The organism is Vibrio sp. D404a, from assembly GCF_030248535.1.
Classification (GTDB): domain Bacteria; phylum Pseudomonadota; class Gammaproteobacteria; order Enterobacterales; family Vibrionaceae; genus Vibrio.
The window spans coordinates 60,130-80,042 of record NZ_JAHGAJ010000018.1 but is presented as its reverse complement, the minus strand read 5'-3'; the positions used below and the strand labels follow the sequence as shown (position 1 = coordinate 80,042).

12 protein-coding genes are annotated in these 19,913 nt (G+C 46.9%); all 12 read right to left on the bottom strand.

What is annotated here, in order from left to right:
* Positions 1–60 precede the first annotated feature (60 nt).
* Positions 61–2,466 carry a GH36-type glycosyl hydrolase domain-containing protein gene (locus KI655_RS11585; RefSeq protein WP_285404994.1) on the bottom strand — a complete coding sequence of 802 codons (2,406 nt, stop codon included), beginning with the start codon at positions 2,464–2,466 and terminating at the stop codon, positions 61–63.
* A 104-nt stretch (positions 2,467–2,570) separates the two neighbouring features.
* On the bottom strand, positions 2,571–4,484 hold the full coding sequence (locus KI655_RS11580) for a beta-N-acetylhexosaminidase (RefSeq protein WP_285404993.1): 1,914 nt from the start codon (positions 4,482–4,484) through the stop codon (positions 2,571–2,573).
* A 21-nt stretch (positions 4,485–4,505) separates the two neighbouring features.
* Positions 4,506–5,375, bottom strand: coding sequence for an N-acetylglucosamine kinase (locus tag KI655_RS11575; protein WP_285404992.1), 870 nt, complete (start codon positions 5,373–5,375; stop codon positions 4,506–4,508).
* 1 nt (position 5,376) lies between these two features.
* Positions 5,377–7,098, bottom strand: a complete 1,722-nt coding sequence (locus KI655_RS11570) for a glycoside hydrolase family 9 protein (protein WP_285404990.1) — start codon at positions 7,096–7,098, stop codon at positions 5,377–5,379.
* 120 nt (positions 7,099–7,218) lie between these two features.
* Positions 7,219–8,214, bottom strand: a complete 996-nt coding sequence (locus KI655_RS11565) for an ABC transporter ATP-binding protein (protein WP_150869238.1) — start codon at positions 8,212–8,214, stop codon at positions 7,219–7,221.
* Positions 8,215–8,298: 84 nt separating this feature from the next.
* Positions 8,299–9,282, bottom strand: a complete 984-nt coding sequence (locus tag KI655_RS11560; protein ID WP_150869237.1) for an ABC transporter ATP-binding protein — start codon at positions 9,280–9,282, stop codon at positions 8,299–8,301.
* A 2-nt stretch (positions 9,283–9,284) separates the two neighbouring features.
* Entirely contained in the window at positions 9,285–10,310 is a 1,026-nt protein-coding gene (locus tag KI655_RS11555; protein WP_150869236.1) for an ABC transporter permease, read from the bottom strand.
* A gap of 2 nt (positions 10,311–10,312) precedes the next feature.
* Positions 10,313–11,299 (bottom strand): ABC transporter permease, encoded by a 987-nt coding sequence (locus KI655_RS11550; RefSeq protein WP_032551522.1) that lies wholly within the window; start codon positions 11,297–11,299, stop codon positions 10,313–10,315.
* A gap of 170 nt (positions 11,300–11,469) precedes the next feature.
* Complete coding sequence (locus KI655_RS11545; protein WP_285404986.1) at positions 11,470–13,152, bottom strand: ABC transporter substrate-binding protein; 1,683 nt, start codon at positions 13,150–13,152, stop codon at positions 11,470–11,472.
* Between the two features lie 857 nt (positions 13,153–14,009).
* Positions 14,010–17,399, bottom strand: a complete 3,390-nt coding sequence (locus tag KI655_RS11540; RefSeq protein ID WP_285404984.1) for a response regulator — start codon at positions 17,397–17,399, stop codon at positions 14,010–14,012.
* A gap of 218 nt (positions 17,400–17,617) precedes the next feature.
* Entirely contained in the window at positions 17,618–18,640 is a 1,023-nt protein-coding gene (rsmC, locus tag KI655_RS11535) for a 16S rRNA (guanine(1207)-N(2))-methyltransferase RsmC (protein ID WP_285404982.1), read from the bottom strand.
* Between the two features lie 91 nt (positions 18,641–18,731).
* Positions 18,732–19,817 carry an AI-2E family transporter gene (locus tag KI655_RS11530; RefSeq protein ID WP_285404980.1) on the bottom strand — a complete coding sequence of 362 codons (1,086 nt, stop codon included), beginning with the start codon at positions 19,815–19,817 and terminating at the stop codon, positions 18,732–18,734.
* Between the last annotated feature and the right edge of the window lie 96 nt (positions 19,818–19,913).

Here is a 19,913-nt window from a genome sequence, read left to right as displayed (position 1 = left end):
TTAGTCTCTTTGCCTCAACCCGACAAGGCTGAGGCAAGAGCTGTTGGTTAAGTTGCGTGATTAGCCAAGAACAACGATCACTTCATTGACGCTGCCTTCTGCTTGAACTGGGATAGCGCCTTCTACTGACTCACCGTTGATAGTGATAGAGGCAACCCCTTTGCTCACTGCGTTCGGGTTTTGTACTGTGATGTTGTAAGTTGCACCACGCCATTGACGAGTCACTTCAAATTCAGGCCAATCTGTTGGGATACAAGGGTCAACCGTTAGGCCTTCAAAGCCAGTACGAACACCTAGAATGAAGTTGGTAACCGCAAAGTATGCCCAACCAGAAGTACCGGTTAACCAAGGGTGGTTAGCACGGCCATGGTCTTGGTGGTCTTTGCCCATGATGAATTGCACGTACGAGTATGGTTCTGCGTAACGTGTCTCAATCATGTCGTTCTGGTTGTAAGGGTTAAGTGCGTCGTAGAACTTCATTGCACGGTCGCCACGGCCAAGTTTCGCTTCTGCTACCCAAGCCCATGGGTTCGGGTGAGAGAAAATTGCGCCATTCTCTTTTACGCCTTGGTAAACGCGAGTGACGAAGCCGATGTCATCGTTTGGTGTCGCAAATGATGGAGAGTTTAGGTGCAGACCGTATTCAGAGAATAGGTTCTCATCCACAGCGTCCATCGCTTTCTCACCTCGCTCTTGAGAAACAGCACCAGATAGTACAGCCAGCGTGTTCGACTCTAGGTGCACTCGACCTTCAGCTTGCTGAGCAGTACCGATTTTGTCGCCATTTTTGGTTAAACCACGAATGTACCAGCCACCTTCGTCATCCCAAAGATGTGTTTCACATGCTTCACGCACGTTCGCTGCCATTTCAGTGTACTTCTCAACGTCAGCGTCGTTATTGCGGAATTTAGCTAGGTCTAGGAATTCTTGTAGAGCCCAGAAGTGTAGGAATGACACCATAGACGACTCACCGCCACCTAGGTTCAAACAGTCATTCCAGTCCGCACGTAGACCTTTACAGATACCCGTTTGACCAACGTATTCTGCAGAGAAATTCAGTGCTGCTTTCATGTGCTCGTAAACTGTTGCTTCGCCGCCGTCTGCGTAAGGAATCACTTCATCAAAGAAGTCGTGTTCACCCGTTTCCATCACGTACTTGATGATGGTTGGAACGATCCATAGGTGATCATCAGAACAGGTGTCTTCAATGCCATGGATCTTGTCGTCGTCTGATGGCGTCGGAACTACCGTTGGAGATTTCGATGGCTTAACATCCGCTTTCTCTGGATCAAACCAGTCAGGATCGAATAGGTGTAGACCATAACCCGCTTTCACTTGGCCGCGCAGTAGGTCAACAATACGTTTACGCGTCATCGCTGGGTTAGCGTGAGGTACAGAGATCGCGTCCTGCGCGGTATCACGGTAGCCAAGGCCTGTACGGCCGCCCACTTCAATGAATGATGCAAAGCGCGACCACACCACACAGGTTTCTGCTTGGTATAGTGTCCAAGTGTTGATCATGGTGTCTAAGCCTTCGTTCGGAGACTTAACTTGGAACTTGTTGCAACGCTTATCCCAGTGATCCTTAATGCCTTGGAAGGCAGCATCAACATTAGCGAGATCTTGATACTTTTCACGCAGGCGTTCACCGTTGCCTTTGCCGATACCGAGTACGTAAGCAAAGCGCACCTCTTCACCCGGTTGAATTGTGAATTGCTTATGCAGAGAACCACAGTGGTTGTAACAGGTTTGAGCGCTGTTAGAACACTTACCTTTCTCAACTGCAATTGGGTTTGCTTCATCACGGTAGGCACCAAGGAAGGTATCACGCTGACCGTCATAACTGTCTGGCGAGAAGGTTGAAGCTAGGTAGTAGAAGCCTTCAAAGTCATTAGTGTTGTAGTAGAGATCGTATTCGATCACACCTTCTTTGTATTCAGTACCTGCTGAGTACAGAGACATCTGGTGGTTCTGATTGTCTGACTGGATGTGGCTGAAAGAGAACTCAACAAATGAGAACGTGCTGATGGTACGTGGCTTGTCAGTGTTGTTCTTTAGCACAACGTCCCATACTTCAGCGTCTTCGCCTTTAGGTACGAATAGTGTTTTAGTTGCAGTAATGCCGCTGTACTCACACTTGAATTTCGAGTAAGACAAGCCATGACGAACTTCATAGTCCGCTTCATCTAGGCTTTTAGCCACTGGTTGCCATGAGATAGACCAGTAGTCACCGGTTTCATCATCACGCAGATACACATAGTGTCCCGGGCGGTCAAAGGTGCCATTCGGGCGGAATTTAGTAACACGGTTATATTCTGGTGAGTTGTAGAACGAGTAACCGCCCGCATTGTGCGAGATAACAGTACAGAACTTCTCTGTTCCTAGGTAGTTAGTCCAAGGCGCTGGAACGTCTGGTCGAGTGATGACGTATTCGCGATTCTCGTTGTCGAAATAGCCGTATTTCATTGTTATTTCCTTTTTAACAAACTGCACTCCGGCAGTTAATCTTACAAATATTGATTCAGAGCCGACTGGCTATGTATCCGAAATTAATGGGTTTTCTAATGTTCTTACCAAGGTGAGCGGTATTGAATATCTAACCGTTCAAGCAGTGGTAAGTGACCTTTTAGGCGGGACAGGTAATCCAGCCAGTTACGATTGTTCTTGTGGGTCCAGCATCCTTCCGCTAGTGCGCTGATCCGAGGGAATACCATGTAATCCATACGCTGTTGATGGGTAACAATTTCACACCAAAGCGCACACTGAATGCCGCAAATTCGTTTGCGAATTGGGTCAGTGTCAGAGATCTCCGCGAGTGGCTCATAGTTGTAGGCTTGTTCCAGTGGAATCACTGAAGCCCAGTCGACACCAGGCTCTTCTGGTGCATAATCTTGTGTCATGTCGAGATAAGTAAATTGAGCAGGCTGAAGTACTACATCAAAGCCTTGACGAGCACAGTTAACGGCAGCTTCCTCACTCAGCCACGAGTAGATGATGGTCTCTTTGCTGACCTTGTCGCCGTGTTGTGCCTCTTCCCAACCAACCATTTTCTTGCCTAGTTGCTTGAGCTTGTTTTCAGCATAACGGAATAAATGACCTTGCAGCTCTTTGCTGTCTTGGTAGCCGCGCTCTTTCATTACCTTTTGTGCCGCTGGGCTGTTTGTCCAAACGCCATGTGGCACTTCATCGGCACCCATATGGATGAGTTTGCTTGGGAACAGAGCGGCGACTTCTCCAATAACGATATCCAAGAACTCATAGGTGCCTTTAAGGCCCGGGTTAAGTACGTTATCGGTATAGTGCTGAATACTCTTGTAGGCAGTGGTGTCTTCTTGCTCAACCAGCATCTCTGGCAGAGACTTTATCGCCGCGCGACAGTGGCCCGGGATATCAATCTCTGGAACAACGGTAATACCACGCTGTTCGGCATAGGCGATTACTTCACGAATCTCTTGTTGGGTGTAGTAACCACCGTAACGTTGAGCTAGATGCGTGTACTGAGGCTCAAGTGCTTCGTTAAGACCACGCCATGCGCCAATGTCAGTAAGTTGAGGCAGCTGTTTTATTTCGATGCGCCAGCCTTCATCGTCAGTCAGATGCCAGTGGAAAACATTGAACTTGTACAGTGCCAATTGGTTGATCAAACGCTTCACATCTTCCAGAGGATGGAAATGGCGCGCGCAGTCAAGCATCATGCCACGATATTTGAATCTTGGTTTATCGACGATCTTGCAGCATGACACTGAGAAGAGGTCGACGTCTTTTTGTTGAATGAGTTGAATCAGAGTTGCTGCTGCATAGATAAAGCCACTTTGGCTGCCTGATTCCGCCATGATGGTTTCAGGCGTCACGGTCAGCTTATATTCAGCGTCATCCAGTGTTGGGTTTGCTCTAAAGGTGATGGCACCCACCTCTTGCTCAGGCAGTGATAGCTCGAAATGGGTGCGCAATTCTTGTTTGAACCAACCGCTTGCATCGTTCGCAAGCGTAGACGCAATCGCGATGACAGAATTTGGCGTGAGCGTGAATGCTCCGTCTTGTGCGATGACTGAGTTTGGTTGCGGGATCAGAGCCAAGGGCGCGGCATCAACCTCAGGAACTTCAGTGCGTTCCCGATACGGAGAAGCCAGAACAATCGGTGAAACAGCGACAGGCAAGATTTGCGTTTCATCATTGATAAGAGTCTGGATAAACGCATCGTTTAAACCGTCAGAGAGAAAACGGAATGGAGCACTCTGAATACTGAATTCAAAGTAGCAGTGATTATTGGCCTTAAGTTGACGGTCGCTTGGCGTGTAGGTGCAGTAGCTACCCACCTGAGTCAGCTCGCCTTGCGATAGGCTTTCCTGAAGGATGAAGCGATCAAAGGCAAAGTGCAGCGACCACTCATTAATATCAACATCACTCAAGTTATGTACGGTTAGACCAAAGCGGCAGTTTTGCTTTTGTTCTGAGAGAACAGCTAAGTCAATGCGGTAATTCATATCACTTCCCTGTTGAGTCTATTAGTACAAGTTATGTTCGGGCTTGCCAGCGAACATCAATGCGCCTTCGATGGCATCGAATTGTGGCTGGACAATCCACTGTTGAACCGGTGGAGAAAGCCAAGGCAGGATGCGCTCTGCGATGCTGCCCATTAGACATACTTGGTTTGCTCCTTTGCGATGGAGCGCGGTAACAAACATTTCGATGTCAGCAGCAGTCTGCTTGAGCATCTCAATAGCGAGGTCATCGCCTTCGTGAGCAAGTTGGAAAATGACTGGTGAGAACTGCCCGTAGTCTTTTGGAATCGCGGTCTTTGACCATTCAACAATATTGTCTACGTCATTATTGAAGTGATTCATTACGTGTTCGCAGAGTGATGTTTTTGGGCGAATACTATCTTCCGCAAGCAGCACTTGTTGGATTAATCTCAGCCCCATTACCGCGCCACCGCCTTGGTCCGAGATAGGGAACTCACGACCACCAACGACGTGTTGTTTGCCCTCTTTAAGCAAGATGCCACATGAGCCTGTACCACCAATCATGATCGCGCCATCTTGACCATTGTGAGCACCAATACAGGCGCCGTAGGCATCCGTGTTGAGTGTGATTGAGGCAAAAGGGTGGTCGATATTCATAAACTCTAACCAAGCCGATTTTTGTTCAGCACCAGCAAGTGCTAATCCAACATGCATCTTCGAAAAATCAGATTCTGTTAAGCCGCCTTGCAGGCCCGCATCGCGAATTGCAGCAACGATGGACGCCATCGCAATATCAGTTCCAAGAAGAATATTGGCGCTGCCGCTTTTGGCTTCTCCAATAAACTGGCCTTGAGCGTCACGGATTCGAGCTCGGCAAGAGGTGCCGCCGCCATCAATACCTACGTAGTACATGTTATTGCTCCCCTTGATTAACGGTGAAGTTAAACTGGGCGGCTGTTGCTAACAGATACCAAGCACCATGAGGGATCCACTGCTCACCCCAACGCCAGTTTTGTAGCATGTCGTCTTTCTGAGCCGGTGGGTTAAAGGCAATGTCTTCTTCGTCATCAAAACCTGCCGTAATGCCGTTACAAATACCGCCTTTGGCATTGAAGAAACCAAGCTGTGGTAGATAGTCTGGGTTGTTGTGACCATGTCCATCCAACATACACATGTGGTAAGGGTTCAGGCCAAGAATCCAGTCTAGGCAATTTTGGGATAGGGTGATGAGGCGAGCTTTGAGCGCCTCATCTTGAATATAAGGTTGAGCCAGTAACGACATGGTCGCTAGAGAGCCTAGTCGGGCATTTTCACCCTGCCACCAGTAGCCTGTTTCATTGTTGTGCGCGACAAAAAATGCGTCGCGTTTATCACCATCGACCGCTTTTACATACTGTCGAGGGTAGCCAAATGGGTTAGTTACTTTATCGGTGATCGCGACTTCAAATCGGCATGCCTGTTCAATGATAAGGCGCGCTGCTTGGTGATGTTGAGCGTCGGTTTCCTGCGCTAAGTATTCACATAGAGCAATCACAGGTAGTCCCGCTTCGGCTGCGTGGAAGTAAGGGCGAGAGCCATCCGTATTGGCTGACCAGAAGTGGTCAAACGCATGATCAGACTGTTGACGTTGAGTAAGGCGCTGAGTCCAGACTCTGGCTTCCGCGAGGTATTTAGAATCCTTAGTCACGCGATAAAGTTCGCTGGTGGCCAATAGCGCGCAGTACTCATCAATGATGTTCTCTTCACCATCGTTCAGGTAAAGGTGGTTGTACTCTTTGAGATGCCAGTAGCCTTTTTCAGCTGTCTCTAAATAGGTTTGATTAGAGTACTCTCCAGAAACTTCTAGAGCAGAAGCACTGGCTAGTGCAGCGATAGCAACTCCTGCACCTTGACGGAATCCGGCTTGAAAATCGTCAGATTTGATACCTTCCTGCGTCGCGTAGGCACAGATATCACGTTGGTTGATATCTTTGCTCCATTTGTCAAATACAGTCATGTAGAAGTAGCCGGCTGCATCTTGCATACGCACTAAGAAGTCTGCACCAAATAGAGCCTCTTCAGTAAGGCGAGTTTGAGTGAACTTCTGGAACGCTTCATGATCCTGAGCTAAACGCAGCCCTTTGAGCATGTTCCAAACCACCATCGGAATCTGTTGTGGATTTAGGTAGTTTCCATAAGAGAGATGACTAAAGTACTTACTGACGTCACCCGATGCGTCGTACCAACCACCGTGCACATCTACATAACGATCTGTGCCCAACAATTGAGCCTGTTTATCTTTCTTGTCGAAAATGCCGCCACAGCGCTGTGATTTGAAGTAGTGCAGAACGTCAGAGAAGGTTCTCTGCATCAGTAGGTTTTCACCAATCTCGAAAATTTCCGAACGCAGGTTTTCAAAGCGCAGATAGTAACGCCCCGGTTTGGTCACTTCACTGAAATCAATTGTGAAGTAGTTTCCTGTGTGCCAGTTTGCAACTTGGCCGTGCTTAACCACATCAAAACTATCAACGGTGACATGATTATCTGCACACACCAACAGTACGGAGGTAGAGGAAAGACGAGCCTTGCGAGTTTGCAGAATCGCTTGCTTTGGCGCGTTGGCTTCATAGCCAATGTGATTGGTGAGTAACAGCATCAAATGTCTCCGACAGTCCTAATTTCTATTGGCTAGGTACTAAATCTTTGGTTAAAAATGGTCGATGTTAAATGACCAGAGTGAAAAGGTTAGGGACAGTGCTGCCCCCAACCCCAATGATTAACTCTCGTGTAGGTAACAACGTACGAAGTGGTTTTCACCCAACTGAGTCACACCCGGCAGTTGCTCTTTACACTTGTCGGTTGCGTGCGTGCAGCGACCAGCAAAAGGACAGCCTGCAGACTCAGGAGTCCACAGTGGAATTTCCCCTTTGTTGCCAGCCAATTTTTCATGGATTGATTTCTTTGGATCCGGAACTGCTGACACCAAAAGTTGTGTATATGGGTGTTGTGGGTTGGCGATGACCTCATCGGTATCTCCCCATTCCACCATGTGTCCTACATACATCACTGAAAGGTCTTCCGCGATGTAGCGAGCTGTCGCGATATCGTGGGTGATGTAAAGGAGTGACATCTCTTTCTCGAACTTCATCTCTTCCATCAGGTTGAGAACACCTGCACGGATTGATACGTCGAGCATTGAGGTTGGCTCGTCAGCAAGAACTACCTCGGCACCTACTGCGATATTACGCGCCAGATTGACACGCTGACGCTGGCCGCCAGACAGTTGGTGTGGGTACTTCTGAGCCGTCTCTTTTGGTGGGATCAAGCCAACTTGCTCAAGAAGATCGTATACGCGTTCTTCTTGCTCACGCTTATTACGCGGGTCCACTTTTTTGTGAATCAGCAGTGGACGTAAAATATGGTGGAAGATGTTGTGAGTTGGGTTGAGTGAACCAAACGGGTCTTGCCATACCATTTGTACGCCTTCACGATAGGTCATCAAATCACGCTTAGACGCAATAGTTTGGATATCGCGGCCTTTGTATTCGATAACGCCATCAGTTGGCGCGTACATCTTGGCGATCATCTTCGCTGTGGTTGATTTACCTGAGCCTGACTCACCAACAACGGCGAGGCCACGACTTTTATACATCTTGAATGACACGTCGTTGATCGCACGCATCATTGGAGTTTGAATTGTGGTGCTGCTTATTGGGAAGTCTTTGACGACGTTCTTACCTTCTACCAATAATTGACCGTAATTTTTGCTCATAATTGTCTCCAGAATCCTTTATCGCTTTTTGCTTGCATGGCGGTTTGTCCGCCTTGTTGTATTGATGCTCTAAGAGCAGGCAAGCTAGAGCTTGGTATGTACTATTGGCTCACCATAAAGGTGGCAGTTTGAAAGATGCCCTGGCTCAATTGAGCGCAGTTTGGTTGGCACTTTCGTACAAGTTTCATGTACACGGTCACAACGAGCTTGGAAGCGGCAACCTTCTGGTATTTCCAGTAAGTTCAGAGGGTTGCCCGGAATACCGGCCAGTTTCGTTTTTGGGCCCGTTAAAGGAGGGAAGGAACTACCCAGTCCTTTGGTGTACGGGTGATAAGGGTTTTCTAGAATGTCTTGCGAGTTCGCGACTTCAATCAGCTCACCGGAATACATGATGCCGATGCGATCTGAGAACTCGACCATCAGTGACAAGTCATGGGTAATGAACAAGATAGAGAAACCGAACTCTTCTTTTAGCGCGTGGATCTTTTGTAGGATCTCGCGCTGTACTACCACGTCCAGTGCCGTTGTTGGCTCATCCATGATGATCAGTTTCGGGTTCAGTGCTAACGCAATAGCAATTACTAGGCGTTGGCGCATACCACCTGAGAATTGGTGAGGGTAATCGCTAAGACGGCTAGGGTGGATATCAACGATCTCCAGCAGGCCTTCAGCGCGCTGTTTTGCTTGTTCACGAGTCATGTTGGTGTGACGCATAATTACGTCACAGAACTGCTCTTCCATTGGTAAGACAGGGTTCAATGCGTTCATCGCACTCTGGAATACCATCGACATCTCGCTCCAGCGGAATGCCTGCATGCGGTCGTCGCTGTAATCTAAGATGTTTTCACCGTTGAAGATAACCTCACCACCAGTGATAAACGCTGGCGGCTTATGAAGGCGCATCAGTGAAAATGCAACGGTTGATTTACCACAACCAGATTCTCCAGCTAGACCGAAGACTTCTCCGGGTGCAATGTCAAAGCTCACGTTGTTACAGGCGCGGACATCGCCCGCGTCTGTGATGTAATCTACGCAAAGGTTGCGGATAGAAATGAGTGGTGCTGTCATGATTATTTATCTCCGCTCCAAAGTGCATTTTGTGGTGGTAGTTCAGGCTCACGCTCTTGCTTGTCTTGTGCAGCAAGTTTCTTCCAGCGCTTCATACCTTTGTGCGAACGCAGTTGTGGGTTTGCAATCTCATCAACAGCAAAGTTCAGCAGTGCTAGGCCAGTTACAAGTAGCGTTAGTGCGATACATGGAGCTAGCAGTTCCCACCAAGCGCCGATTAGCATTGAAGAAGAAGCTTGTACGTTGTAAAGCATGATGCCCCAGCTAACAGTATTCGGGTCGCCAAGACCTAGGAACGACAGCGTCGCTTCCATCATGATTGCGTACATCACAGAGCCGATGAAGCTCGCACCTACGATAGAGATAAGGTTTGGCAGAATCTCAACGAAGATGATGCGGAAAGAAGACTCACCCAATACCTCAGCAGCTTTCACAAACTCTTTTTCACGCAGAGCCAGTGTTTGTGAGCGGATAACCCTCGCGCCCCAAGCCCAGGACATAAAGCCGATAACTAAGGTGATGGTTAATGGGCCCGCCTCACCAATGAATGCTGCGACTACAAAGAGCAATGGGTACTGTGGAATAACCAGCATGATGTTCATCGCTGCGGTAAGAATGTCGTCAACACGACCGCCAAAGTAACCTGCCGATACACCGATTACAGTAGCAAGTAGACATACCGTGATACCTGCACCGAAGCCTACTGCTAGTGATACGCGAGCACCGTGTACTACTTGAGACCAAACATCACGACCCATACGAGTTGTGCCCAGTACGTGGTCTGCTTTTTTAGACATGATCAGCGTACGACGGTCATCTGCTAGGTTTGTTGCTACCCAGCCATCAGGGTTAGATTGAGCCGATTTCACTACGAAGCTTGGGTACTCGTGCGGGTTACCCGTACGTTTGTCTGGGGCGTGCTTTGCAATTAATGGTGCAAACAGCGCTGCGAAGATGAAGACGCCAAGAATGATTACACCAGTCAGTGCCATCGGGTTGCGCCAAATGAGTTTTAGAAAGTCTTTCATGATTATTTACCACCCTTACGTAGACGAGGGTCAAGAACAACGTAAAGCATGTCAGCGACAAGGTTAAAGAACAGCATGAACAGCGTCATGATAAGCAGCTGACCTTGAAGAACTTGGTAGTCACGCGCGTTAATCGCATTGAATAGAACCGTACCAAGACCCGGGTAGTTGAAGATGATTTCGATGATGAGCTGACCACCGATTGCCATACCTAGTGACATTGAAAGTGCGGTTACACTTGGTAGCAGTGCGTTACGTGCCGCGTAGTTGAATACCACTCGGTTTTCACTTAGGCCCTTACCTTTAGCCATAGTGATGTAGTCTTCTGCAAGAAGGTTGATCATGTTGTTACGCATGTTGACTAGGAAGCCACCAATCTGAACCACAGAAGCACAAAATAGAGGGAGAACAGCATGATAAGCTGCGTCTTTAATGAATTCCCAGCTTGTCCAATCTGGCACTGTACCCGCGGTATATGCGTAGCCAGTCGGGAACCACTTAAGGCCGATTGCGAAGGTGAACAGTGCAATCATTGCGATAACCACTTGAGGTACCGCTTGCAGAATTAGCATACCTGGGGTCACGAATGCATCATATTTACTGCCACGTTTCCAAGCTGCGAAGATGCCTAAGATAGAGCCTAGAGAGAACGATAGAACAACCGCCGTACCCGCTAAGAACAGTGACCAACCGAATGCACCGCCAAGTAACGAGTTTACAGACAGTGGGTAGAATTGAATTGAAGTACCTAGCTCCCAGCTGAGGATGTTCTTCATGTAAGCAATGTATTGTACTAATAGACCGCCATCGACGAAGCCGAGTAGCTCTTTCATTGCTGCGATACGCTCAGGGGTTACCTGAACAGAAGCGTTAGCGAACATCATGGTCACCGGGTCGCCCGGCATTGCTCGCGGAATTGCAAAGTTTAACGTCGCAGCAACTAATAGCGCGACAAAATAAAATGACAAACGTCTTAAAAAATAACCCATAACTCACACCTTACTCACCCAGATTGTTTCCCTGTTTCTGGATTCAGGTCGCTCCTAGCGAAAATTTGGAACGAGAAATCCCCTGACGACGAGCGCCATACTTTCAATTGAGAGTGTGGGGATTTTTATAAGCGGCGTAAGGGATTACGCCGCAAGGATTGAACGACTGCTTATTGAACTGGTTTTAGATCCAGTACGTGAAGTAGACGCTCTGGAATACCAGCCCAGATGTTTGGACGACCTTTTGGATTCTCTTCGTTCCACCAACCAGTGAAGCGAGTTGTGTTGTATTGGTACATGTAAGCACCAGACATTACAGGAATCGTTACTTGGTCAGCTGCGATGATCTTCTGGATACCGTGAGCGATGTCTAGCTGTTCGTTCTTATCAGCTGTTTTGTAGAAGCTGTTTAGAAGACCGTCTAGCTTGTCGTTCTTGTAGAAGTGCATCGCGAAACGAGGCATACCGTCACCAGATTGCAGTGAAGAGTTGTACGCGCTGTTCCAGTAAGTGTATGGATCCGCACCGTGGAAGTAGTTTGTGTAAGCTACGTCGTACGTACCTTCAAGCATTGCTTGGTTGTACACAGAGAAATCTGGTGTACGAGCTTTTGCTTTGATGCCAACTTCGTTTAGTTGCTCAACAGCAAGTTGTACTGTGTTGTTGAAGTCAGTCCAACCGTTTGGTGATTGAATCAATAGCTCGAAAGATTTGCCTGATGGTGTATCAACAAAGCCGTCTTTGTTTACGTCTTTGAAGCCTGCATCAGCAAGAAGCTTCTTCGCGCCTTCAGCGTTGTAAGTGTTGAAGCCTTTGTACTTGTCGTGAGTCTTTTCATCAGACCAAGCTTCGAATGCATAGCCAAGGCCAGATGCGAAGTCATTCACTGTACCGCCACCGTAGAACGCGATATCGATAATAGTTTGACGGTCAAGAGCCATAGAGAATGCACGACGGAATTCAACGTTGTTTAGCGCTTCGTTCTTCGCAGCATCTGGGTGCTTGAAGTTCACAACAAATGCTTGAGTACCTGCTGGCGGGTACCAGTAGTGGTGCTTAGGACTTGCTGCAGCGTATGTGCGGTCGATGTCTGGTACGAAAGAAGATGTCCAGTCCATTTCACCGTTTACAACTTTACCTAGGAACTGGTCGTTGTTTGCGATTTGTGGAACACGCAGACAGTCAACATCTAGGTTATCAGCATCCCAGTAGTTCGGGTTTTCACACTGGATGTAGAGTTGTGCTGTGAAGGTATCGATCTCAGTAAATGGACCAGAACCTACAGGGTTTTCATTGGTGAAAGTTGCTGGATCTTTGATGTCTTTCCAGATGTGCTTAGGTACTACAGGTACTTTAGCAATCTCGTAAGGTACGTTTGAGTTTGCTTCTGTTAGGCTGAACTTAACTTGGTAGTCGTTAAGTTTTTCTACTGAAGTTACCCAAGAGTTGATACCAGATTGGTCAAGCTCTGGCTTCTCTTTTACAAGGTTGAAAGAAAAAACAACATCATCAGCTGAGAAGGTTTCACCGTCAGACCATTTCACACCCTTACGGATGTCGAACGTTACGCTCATTAGGTCGTCAGCCATTTTGAAGTTTTCAGCTAGACGGAAAACAGGAGTGTTACCGTGCATTTCGTTGAAAACAACAAGTGGCTCGTACAAGAAGTCAGTCGTTGTATGTAGGTTAGTCGCACCTAGGTACGGGTTAAAGTTACGTACAAACGTTGTGTACTCTTTTGGGTGGATAGTCAGTTCGCTGCGTTCTGCAGCTGTTGCTACCGATGCAAAACCTGTCGTAGCAGTTGCAATAATTGCTGTTGCTAGTGCTGTTTTTTTTATATTGGCAAGCATAGCTGTTCCTTACTATTTGCTTTCATTTCACTAATGGATTGAATGTAATCTTTTGCTATTCGTAGATATACACTCTGTTCAAGGTCTACCTCTTTGTCATTGTTCCAAGAATCATTGCTGCTTCTGTGAAGTATTAAGAGTGGCCTGTAGACCTTTGGCAGGAGTAAGAAAACACCTTATTCATGAATTAATCAAACTCGTTTCCCGTTAAAAACGTTAAAACCACAAATCGACACGTCATTAACGTCAAAAAGTGTACTTGTGATGGATAAATGTACAATTGTTGCTTGGGTGATATGAGTCGCAGTTAATAAGCGGTGACTAAATTATGTAAGTGTTTACTTACCCCTTGGGGTTTTCAATATATGGGCTCTACCTGTTTTCTTATATATGTAGATCTCTATCACTTCGGCCAAAGACGTTAAATTTCCACAAAAAATTAAATCTGCCGTTCTGTTGTGACTCGCTTCTCAAAGTGCAACAAATAGTCAGAGTTGGACTTAAAATAGTGCTCACGGCTGCGGTGTAGGGCCGGTTTTTCACCCTATTACAGCGCTCTGATTAACATGGATTTTGGCTTGTTTTATAGCTTTAAATAAGTGCTTTGTGAAGCGATTTAAGCACGTCACAAAGGATAGCCACTTGGTGTGCTAGCGCTTCTTTAAATGACGACCAAGAGGCTAACTTGTGTATCTCAGAATCAAGATAGAACACTAGACATGGCTTTTGAGATTCCAGCTGGATAAATGAAAGTAATGGTCAATCGGAAAGAGAGAGCACAAGACTGGAAGCACAAAAAAGCCCGCTGGTGGTCAGCGGGCTAAGTTCCTTAAACAGTCAAGAGGTTAAGAGGCAGTTTAGCTAGTGAGGAGCTTTTGTAGCTTGTCTCGGAGCATCTCAATGTGCGTTCTTTCAGGAGTTTGTTCTTTACAGTGCTCAAGAATAAATTCTAGAGAGCTTAATACCGTGCGCCATCGAGGTGTTTTCGGAAGGGTCTCAACGCGCAAGTACTTATCGAGAGTTCGTGTTTGTAACGTGCTTCGGTCGAGATAAACACGCCACAAGCCACTCTTCTCGGCAAACGCAAACTTGCTCTCTCCAGTAACGGACTCCCAATAGATGATGGCATTGGTCATCGCTTCCACAAGCACTTCGCGCATCAGTTCTTGTTTGTTCTTGCCTTCTCCTGCGGCTTTATCTGCAAGGCGAGTGAATTCACCGCCTAGTTCTTTAAGTTGTTGAAGCTTGTCTTTATCACCCTCAAAAGCGTAACTTGAGAGCGCTTCTACCGCCGTTTCTAGGTTATTGATGCGATTTGAGTTCACTCCACCACCAACATTGAAAATGTACATGGTGTCTAATCCTGAACCCTCTGGCAGTTTTAGAATGTCGCTAGAGACTCGCTGACGTGTATCACTGATGTAGATATCAATCTCACCACAGTAGTGCGCTTGTTCTACACGCAGATACTTAGGTGCAATGATTTCATCCGCCATAGAGCGCTTGAGCTGTTCTTGGCTACGTTTAAACAGCTTAGCAGCGGCTTCGTTAGCAAAGCGAATACGTTGGTCATCACGAATACAGATGATAGCTTCTGGTGCCGATTCTAATTGTTCAAGCAAGCGCCCTTGGGTTTCAAGCAGGTTGGCTTCAACCATCGCTCTATGTCTGAGCTCTTGTTGTAACTGGTCGTTCTCAATGCGTCGCTGCTCAGCCTTGCTTGCTGACAAGTGAGCGGTAATGCGCGCTGCCAGCTCTTGTTTATTGAACGGTTTTGATAGGTAGTCATTGGCACCGACTTCGAATCCGCGCACTCGGTCTTCAGCTTGATTTAACGCCGTTAGCATGATGATTGGCAATTGAGCGTGGTCATACTGCTTTCTTAGCGCTTCACACACTTGGTAGCCACTCATCCCCGGCATCATGATGTCGAGAAGCAGCAGCTCTGGTTTCTCTTTTTCAATCAGCTCAATGGTCTCTGGACCGTCACAAGCGGTGCGAACACGGTAACCCTCAAGCTTTAAGAAGCTATCAAGTACACGCAGGTTAACCGGCTCATCGTCGGCGATAACCAATAACGGGCCGTCTGGGTTCTCATTGATTTCACTATTATCTTGCTGTGCACTCTCCAATACTTCTGGAGCTTGGAAGTGTGAGTAGCTGCTCGACTCGTTGTAGTGTTCAAGTTCTTCCGGTGTTGCGAGTGGCAGAGTGAAGCTGAATGTCGTGCCGACCATAGGCTGACTGCTGACGTAGAGTGAGCCTCCCATCAGTTCAATCAATTGACGACTGATCGACAGACCAAGCCCCGCACCTTGTCGGTAAGAGCTAGCATCTTGACCCGCTTGAATCAATGGCTCAAAGATATGCTCTAGGTGCTCTGCAGGGATCCCTTGGCCGGTATCGACCACTTGAACGCGGATATTGTCGTCAATCACACTCGCCGAAATAACGATCTTACCCTCAGTGGTATATTTAATGGCATTGCCTACCAAGTTATACATTACCTGTTCTAAGCGCTGCGGGTCTGATGAAACAAGACCCAAATTAGCAGGGACTTGATTGATGATGCGGATCGGTTTATTGCCAAGCAGGTGATGCGACAGCTCAAGCACCAAGCTAGTTGCTGCAGATAGGTCAACCGCTGACTTTTTAATGTCTAGGCTGCCATAACGCATCTTGTGGTAATCCAGCAGATCGTCAACCAGTGTCGCTAGTCGTTGGCCACTGTTGATGATGATATCCAGCTGGTACTTTTGATTGGCGGGAATCGGACCATTTGCTCCCGAGATAAGCGCTTCTGCAATACCAACCATACCGTGCAGCGGTGTGCGCAGCTCATGTGAGGTGGTCGCTAGGAATTCATCTTTTAACTTGTTGGCTAGTTGAAGTTCTTCATTCTGCTTTTGGATGGTCTTGAGGTTGTCTTCAAGCTCTTCGTTCTGGGATTTGATCAGGCCCATCTTTTCACGGATCGAGCGCTGCATGCGTTCAAAGCTCACCGCCAATCGGCCAATCTCATCTTTACGCTCGGTGTTGATCATCGCCTCGTCAAGGTCACCAGCCGACACTTTCTCTGCCGCCCAAGTGAGCTTGAGAAGAGGGGAGGTAATGAAGTTAGACAAGTAATGAGATGCGACAAATACCAACACAATCGCGGTCAGCATTACGATCACAAAGATCTTCTCTAGCTGATGGATACGAGCGAAGGCTTCTTTTTCAGGTAGTTCAACCACGAGTGCCCAGTTTGCATAATCCAACTCAATCGGAGCGTATGCGGCAATGATGGCTTGATCTGAACTGTTGTCAAAGGTGCCAACCGCTGTTTCACCAGCTAACGCTTTATCAATGACCTTGAGACTGAGGTCAATGGCTTGTTGAGAATGCGCCAGACTTCTTGGTAGATGATCGCTGCCGACCAGTAGCGTCTGCATGTTTGAACTCTTGTTGAGATCTGCAATCAGCTTAGTAATACCGTTGATTGGCAGCCTAAACATGGCGTAGCTGTGTAGGTAGCCTTGTTGAACAATAGGCGCACCGAGCCAAGCACTCTGCTTACCGTTTTCATCTAAGAAATCGGAAACAATAACAGGCGTGTAATCTTCGTTAGTTTTGCGCTTTTCCGTAACATCCTTAGCCAGCTTTTGGAAAGTCAGGCCCAGGTTTGAGTCTTTGTATTTGCCAGTAAGTAGGTTAGTACCGTAGTTGTCCTGCTTAAACACTGAATAGGCGACGTTACCGTTAATATCGACCAAAAGAATATCGTCAAAATCGGCACGTTTAATCAGCTCTAAATAGGCGTTGTGGTAGCGCTTATGCAGCAATCGGTAACGTTCGCTGCCCACATAACTGCTTGATTCAGGAAGAATTGACGTTTTTACCTCATTGCCAGAACCTTGGATATAGCGTTGCTGTGCATTACTGCGTGCTTCTTCGATGTCTAAGCCGAGACGTTGAAAAGCGTTGATTAGACCGTAAAAGCGTCCGCCACTGGCGATAGCCAACTCTGAACGTACAAAGCCAATCACTTGAGACTCTTGAGCTTGCAGGTAATCAATGATCTGTTGCTGTTTGGTATCACGTACAGACACCAAGTGAGAGGTACTCTGTTCTTGAAGATCTTGGCTATGAGACTGCAGGAAAAAGACAGCAATGAGGGTAACAGGAGTCAAACTTAAAACGAGAAACGCCAGCATGAGCGTACTTTGAAGGCGCTTAAACTTCTGCTTTCGATAGAATCTAAACATAAATTAGGTACTACTTTCCTTGAATGTACTTCTGAAAATGTTTGAAATTTGAGTACAAAGAATAGATTGAGTGGTTTCTAATTTAACGAAATTAACGAGTTTTTTTACTTTGACAAGTAAGTGCTATTTAAAGCGTGTGCAGTCGCGCAAATTTATTAAATTTTGCTAGCAATATGAACAAAAAGTGCAGGAACTGTCCTGCACTTTGCTGGAGGATGTTATTTAGCAGCGTGATAGATGGCGAACTTAGTGGTCTTATTTAGAGTCGCGCATTTACCAAAAGCTTGCTCAATGATTGGTGGGTATTTTAAGAAGCTGTTTGCCACAATGATCATTTCACCTTGTCCATTCAAGTAGCTCGGAGCCTCAGCAAGTAGCGTCTCAGTCGCGCTGTAGCTGGTGTCTAAACCTGAGTGGAAAGGAGGGTTACTAATGATGAACTGGTAGTCTTTCGAGGTATCAGAGTAGACGTCAGAAGCAAACACGTTACCGTTTAAACCATTGGCTGCCAGTGTCGCCTTGCTTGATTCCACGGCAAAAGCGCTAATATCGCACATCTCTAGTTCGATCTCTGGATTGCGTGAGGCCATGACAGCACCTAATACACCGGCACCACAACCAAAATCTAATACCTTACCTTTCAAGCTTGGTAGTGTATCGAGTAGTAGTTTACTGCCGATATCAAATTCACCATGGCTGAATACGCCTGGCAGACTTTTAACAGTCAGTGATTGTTCACCAATATTCACCGAGTAGGTTTTAAACCAATCTTGAAGATTGAATGCTGGAGCTTGCTCTAGGCATTGACCCCAATAGAATGAACAGCGACGTGCAGAGTCGTATTTCACCACTTTGCCGTAAGGCTTGAACATCTTCTCAATGCTCTTCACGCCTGAGCGATTTTCACCTACCACGACAATCTCAGTACCTTTACCGAGTTTTGCCATTAGCATCGCAAGCAAAAATTCTGCTTCTGCTTTGGCTTTTGGCCAGTAAAGTAGAACGAGGTCTGCTTGTGTCTCTTCAGTAAATTCAGCGCCGTAGAATCGTTGAATGCCCTTGCTGTTCTCTAACTGACGGTAGTAGCTGTAGTTAGAGGTAAACACGGTCACTGATTCACAGTGTTTCGCCAATTCAACAGGGAATAGATCTTCAGCCTCACCTGCAACCAGAACATGTTTGCCTTCGAAGTAGGCGAGTTGGCGTTGAGCAATTTGGCTTGGGGCGATATAGGCAGACATAGGGACTCTCTATTGAATCGTTAGCAAAAAATAGGGGCGGATTTTCGCATAATCCGCCCCAAGCTTGAAGTTTTAATGTTCTCGACGTCGCTTACGTTTTGTCTTGTTGATTGAGAAAGTCTTTAAACTCTTCATCGTAGATGTTGAACAGTACGATAGTGATGGCAAAAATCAGTGGACCGTAGATTAAACCGATTAGGCCAAACAGTTGAATACCACCTAATAGCGAGAAGAAGATCATTAGGGTATTCATCCCCGCACTGCCTTGCATCAGTAGTGGGCGCAGCAGGTTATCAATAGAGCCAACCACAGCAACACAGTAAACCGTGAGGAAAATAGCCCACGTGGTATCACCGGTCAGGAATAAGTAAATTGCTGCTGGAACCCAAATCAGAGCGGTACCAACGACCGGAATAAAGGATGCAAAGCCCATCATGGTGCCCCAGAATAAGCCTGGGAATCCTGCAATCCACATACCTAAACCACCGGCAAAACCTTGTGCAATTGCGGTTAGGAATGACCCCATCACAGCGGATTTAGAGACTTGTTCGATCTCTGCAAGCAGCTTGTCTTCTTGGCTGCGAGACAGAGGCAATATGTGGCGAACCACACTGATGATCTTGTCATGGTCGCGCAGTAGGAAGAACAGCACGAACAACATTAAGAAAAAGTCCATTAAGAAGTTGGTCGCATCACCTAAGATCTTGGCACTGATCCCAACCAATTTGGAGCCAAAGCTAGTAGCAAATTCACCGACTTTCTGCGCAATTGCTTGTGGTTCAATGTTATCAAACGGCAGGTAGTCATTGATGAAGGCGAGCGCTTTAACCACCAAAGGATGTTCAAACAGGGTTTGGATACCACCGTGCGTAACCCATTTATAAGTGTTTTGCGAGAACAGTGAACCTTGCTGAACAATTGCAGCAAAGACGGCGAGCAAAGGGATCACAATGATGAATGTGAGAATAATGCACGAGAGCAAAGAGACCAGATTAGCTTTATTAGGAAGCTTTTTCTCAAGCCATTCATGGATAGGAAACATCAATAGCGAGATGATGAACGCCATCACGATCGAGTTGACGTAAGGTTCAATCAATAAATAACAGGCATACGCCGCCGCAAGTAGGGCGACAATAATCACCCAATGACTTGAGTTAATTTTGATCTTTTCTGACACGGTAGTGGTCTCTATGTTTGCTAACTCAGTTTATAATGGCTGCAAAACAGAGAGTTAGCAATGAGGACTTTTCATTATGGGATGCTGTAATAACGA